The sequence below is a fragment of the Frankia sp. AiPs1 genome (assembly GCF_023716945.1).
Lineage (GTDB): Bacteria > Actinomycetota > Actinomycetes > Frankiales > Frankiaceae > Frankia.
In genome coordinates this window covers 1-4,392 of record NZ_JAMQQF010000503.1, presented here as the reverse complement: position 1 = coordinate 4,392, position 4,392 = coordinate 1, and the positions used below count along the sequence as shown (strand labels likewise).

5 protein-coding genes are annotated in these 4,392 nt (G+C 73.7%); 2 read left to right on the top strand and 3 right to left on the bottom strand.

The window, feature by feature from the left end; genetic code table 11:
* Window positions 1-110 precede the first annotated feature (110 nt).
* The 3 genes from ND748_RS26165 to ND748_RS26155 are packed head-to-tail and all read right to left on the bottom strand — an operon-like array spanning window position 111 to window position 2,312.
* Window positions 111-584, bottom strand: a complete 474-nt coding sequence (locus ND748_RS26165; protein WP_251748819.1) for a MaoC family dehydratase — start codon at window positions 582-584, stop codon at window positions 111-113.
* 46 nt (window positions 585-630) lie between these two features.
* Entirely contained in the window at window positions 631-1,818 is a 1,188-nt protein-coding gene (locus ND748_RS26160; protein ID WP_251748817.1) for a thiolase family protein, read from the bottom strand.
* Complete coding sequence (locus ND748_RS26155) at window positions 1,815-2,312, bottom strand: OB-fold domain-containing protein (protein WP_251748815.1); 498 nt, start codon at window positions 2,310-2,312, stop codon at window positions 1,815-1,817. Before ND748_RS26155 ends, ND748_RS26160 begins: the two co-directional genes overlap by 4 nt.
* Window positions 2,313-2,706: 394 nt before the next feature.
* Between ND748_RS26155 and ND748_RS26150 the strand changes: the two genes are divergently transcribed.
* Together ND748_RS26150 and ND748_RS26145 are read left to right on the top strand one after the other, a co-directional pair.
* Window positions 2,707-3,513 (top strand): enoyl-CoA hydratase/isomerase family protein, encoded by an 807-nt coding sequence (locus ND748_RS26150; RefSeq protein WP_251748813.1) that lies wholly within the window; start codon window positions 2,707-2,709, stop codon window positions 3,511-3,513.
* Window positions 3,510-4,392 (top strand): acyl-CoA dehydrogenase family protein (locus ND748_RS26145; protein ID WP_251748811.1); only part of this gene is annotated, 883 nt, incomplete at its 3' end. The genes ND748_RS26150 and ND748_RS26145, both read left to right, overlap by 4 nt.

Here is a 4,392-nt window from a genome sequence, read left to right as displayed (position 1 = left end):
GTGCGCGACCCGGCCGAGGACGGCACGGCGGCCGGGGACGCCGCCCCGGCCGCCGGTGTGCTGCCCACGGTGGGCCAGCACACCGGCGAGGTCCTTCGCGAGTGGGCGGCTCAGGAGCCGGCGGCGTCGGCGAAGTAGTACCGGGCCAGCAGTTCGACGACGCAGCCGGGCTTGGCGGAGCCGTCGACGTCGATCGTCACCCGGTTGGTGACCTGGACCGCCCCGTCGTCGAGCTTGCGCAGGTCGATGAGGGTCGCCCGGGCGCGGATGCGCGCACCGGCCCGCACCGGCGACGGGAAACGCACCCGGTCCAGGCCGTAGTTGATGCCCATCCGGATGCCCTCGATGGTCCGCAGCTTGTTCATGAAGTACGGCACCAGCGAGGCGGTGAGGAAGCCGTGGGCGATCGTCGCCCCGTACGGGCCGCCGGCGGCCCGCTCGGGATCGACGTGGATCCACTGGTGATCCTCGGTGGCGTCGGCGAACAGGTCGATCCGCGACTGCTCCACGGTGAGCCAGTCGGTGGGGCCGATCTCGGTGCCGAGCGCGGCCTCCAGGTCGGCCGCGCTGCGGTAGGTCTCCATCTTGGCGTTCTCTCCCGTTGTCTGTCGGTCCCCCTCTGCCTGTCGGTCAGCGGGTGCTGAGCAGCATCGCGCCGCCGACGGGGCCGCCGCCGACGCCCACCGCCGCGACCTCGGGGCTGTTGCGCGCCTGCCGCTCGCCGCCCTCGCCCCAGAGCTGCACGCACGCCTCGTGCAGGAAGCCCATGCCGTGCAGCCGCCCGCCGGAGAGCTGCCCGCCGGAGGTGTTCAGCGGCAGCGGGCCGTCCAGGGCGATGCGCTCGCCGCTCTCGATGAACGGCCCGACCTTGCCGTGCTCGGCAAAGCCCAGCGCCTCCAGCCAGATCACGGTCAGGAAGCTGAACCCGTCGTAGAGCTGGGCGAGGTCGACGTCGGCGGGACCCAGGGTGGTGTGCTCCCACAGGGTGGCCGCCACGTCGTGCGCCGCCATGGTGGTGACGTCGACGCGCTGGTCCCAGGTGGCCCGCTCGAACATCCCGGTGCCGACCGACTCCACCGTCAACGGGTGGCGCGGCAGCCCGGCCGCGGCGTCGCGCCGGGAGATGATGACCGCGGTCGCCCCGTCGCAGGGCACGTCGCAGTCGAACAGGCACAGCGGCTCGGAGATCATCCGGGCGTTGAGGTAGTCATCGAGCGTGAGCGGGTCGCGGTAGATCGCGTCCGGGTTGAGCCCGGCGTTGGCACGGGCGTTGAGCGGGATCGCGGAGAGCTGCTCCCGGGTGAGCCCGAAGTCGTGCATGTAGCGCTGCGCGGGCATGGACAGCCAGTTCGCCGCGGACAGCGCGCCGAAGGGCCCGGTGTACTCCAGGTGCCCGGACAGCGCCCCGCCGCCGAACAGCACCGACGCCCGGCCGGCGCCGGCCTGCGCGGTCGACTCCCACACCGAGCGGTACACGACGACGTGGTTGGCCAGCCCCAGGGTGACGGCCATGCACGCCTCGATCGCCGGGCCGATCTGCCCGGCGGTCTCCGTCGAGGACAGGTACCAGCGGCTGCGCAGGCCGAGGGCGTTGCGAACCTCGGTGATGGTGGCCCCGGAGAAACCCAGGTCCGGCACGCCGGGCCCCGGGTAGCTGGCGATGCCGTCGATGTCGTCGACCGACAGGCCCGCGTCGGCGATCGCCCGGGTCACCGCCTCGATGGTCAGGTCCAGCCCGGTGCGGCCGAGGCGCCGGCCGACCTGGGACTTGCCGGCTCCGGTGACGACCGCCTTGCCGTCGAACGGCCCGCCGCTCATCGCGCACCCCCGACCGTCGCTGCGGCCGCCCGGAACAGCGGCAGCCACACCGGCGCGTCATCCGGACCGGGCTCGGCCGGCCACTGTTCGAAGAACACCTCTACCTCCAGGCCCACGCGCACCTCGTCGAGCGGGACGTCGACGATGTTGGTGATGAGGCGGACGTCCGGCTCGTCGGCGAGCTCCACCATCGCCACCACGTACGGCGGCGGGTAGCCGGGGATCCACGGCTGGCGGTTGATCGTGAAGGCGGCCACCGTCGCCCGGCCGGAGACCGGCTCCGGGCCGACGTCGGTGCTGCGGCAGCGCCAGCACACCGGGCCCGGGGGGTGGAAGAAGTGCCCGCAGGACCGACAGTGGCTGATCAGCAGCCGGCCGTCGCGCCCGCCGCTCCAGAACGCCGCCGACTCGGCGGTCGGCTGCGGCAGCAGCCGCCGCTCGGGTCTCGTGTACGCCTGGGAACTTGCCTGTGCCGGGGATTCCGTGTCCGTCACGCCGCCTCCTCCCACGGCCCCCGGCGCCGTCGCGGTGGACGGCACCGGCCAGGCCGCGCGCTCGACGAACGGCGCCCTCGATGGCGCCGCCCGTAGGTCCCACCTTGGACCTCAGGGGCGGCTGGCGCCCCCACCAGCTGCACCCTAGGAGAACTTGACATTTCCGTCAAACAACGGTCTCATGGCCGGGGTAGCGCACCACCGGTGGCGTTACCAGGCAGGGCAGCGGGCAGTTGACGGGAGATTCACCGCCGGCAGACGAAAGCCGGCCGAAGGCTTCCCGGACGCCCGCCGCGGCCCGGCCGGTCGCGCGGCGCGGGGCACCAGCACGCCGCGGACCCACCGACCTTTTCAGGCGTATCGCAGGCGCACAGCAGGACCGACAGGAGAACTGATGGACAACCCGTTCGCGCCGGAGCTGCTCATCGAGGAGAGGGGTCCCGTCCGCCTCGTCACCCTCAACCGGCCGGAGGCGCTCAACGCGACGAACGAGGCGCTGCACCACGCCCTGGTCAGGGTCTGGCGGCACCTGGCGGAGGACCCGGGTGCGCGCGCGGTCGTGCTGACCGGGGCGGGCCGGGCGTTCAGCGCCGGCGGCGACCTCCAGCACTTCGTCGAGCTGTGGGATGACCGTGAGCTGCGCCGCGCCGAGATCGACGGCGCCCGCCGCCTGCTCAACGAGATGGTCGACTTCCCGCTGCCGGTGGTGGCCGCGGTCAACGGCGCCGCGGTGGGCCTGGGCTGCAACCTGGCCGTCTGCAGCGACATCGTGCTGCTCGCCGAGAGCGCGTTCATGTCCGACCCGCACGTGGGCGTCGGGCTGACCGCGGCCGACGGCGGCGCGCCGACCTGGCCGCTGCTCATGGGCATGCTGCGCGCCAAGGAGTACCTGCTGACCTCCGAGCGGATCCCCGCCCACCAGGCCGTCTCGCTGGGCCTGGCCAACCGGGTGGTGCCCGACGCGGAGCTGCTCGACGAGGCGCTGAAGGTCGCCGGCAAGCTCGCCGCCCAGCCGCCGCAGGCCGTGCAGAGCACCAAGCGGGCGCTGAACATGCACATCAAGCGGGCGGTGGCCGGCGTGCTGGAGTACGCCCTCGGCGAGGAGTTCGCCTCCTTCGACACCCCCGAGCACCAGGCGCTCGTGCGCAGCTTCCTCGAGCGTTCCAAGGCCCGCGCGGCCGCCGCGGGAAGCCCCGCATGACCACCACGGCGGCCACCGACCCGACGGTCGCCGAGGCGGCGGCGACCGACCCGGTGGTCCTGCGCGACGACCTCGACGCCTACGCCCGCGGGCTGCGCGCCTGGCTGGCCAGCGAGCCGGCACTGGACCAGTGGCGCGGCCGGCACTACCCGAGCACCGAGGAGCGCATCGCCGACCACGGCCGCTTCATGGGCGTGCTGTTCCGCGCCGGCTGGAACCGTTACGGCTGGCCGGAGTCCGCCGGTGGGCTCGGCGGGGACGAGCGCCACCGCGCCGTCCTCTACGACGGCCTCGCCGCCGCCGGGCTGCCAATCCCCGCGCCGCACCTGACGCTGGAGACCCTCGGGCCGCCGGTGGTGCACTTCGCCCCCGAGCTCGCCGCCGCCTACCTGCCCGCCTACCTGCGCGGCGAACAGTGGTGGGGGCAGGGCTTCTCCGAGCCGGAGGCCGGCAGCGACCTGGCGTCGCTGCGCTGCCGCGCGCGGCGCGAGGGCGACACCTACGTCCTGTCCGGGTCGAAGCTGTGGACCAGTCACGGCGCGACGTCGAGCCGGCTGGTGTGCCTGGTGCGCACCGGCACCCCGGAGTCCCGCCACCGTGGCCTGTCCATGATCATGCTCGACGCGGACACGCCGGGTGTCACCATCCGGCCGATCGCACTGGCCAGCGGCGCAAACGAACTCGCCGAGATGTTCTTCGACGACGCCGTGGTCCCGGCGACCAACCTCGTGGGCGAGGAGGGCAAGGGCTGGGCCGTCGCGATGTACCTGCTGCAGTGGGAACGGGCGATGTACGCCTGGATCTGCGCCGCCGACGCGCTGCGCCGGCTGCGCGACCTGCGCGGGCAGGTCGCCACCCGGCTCGCCGCCGGCGCCCGGC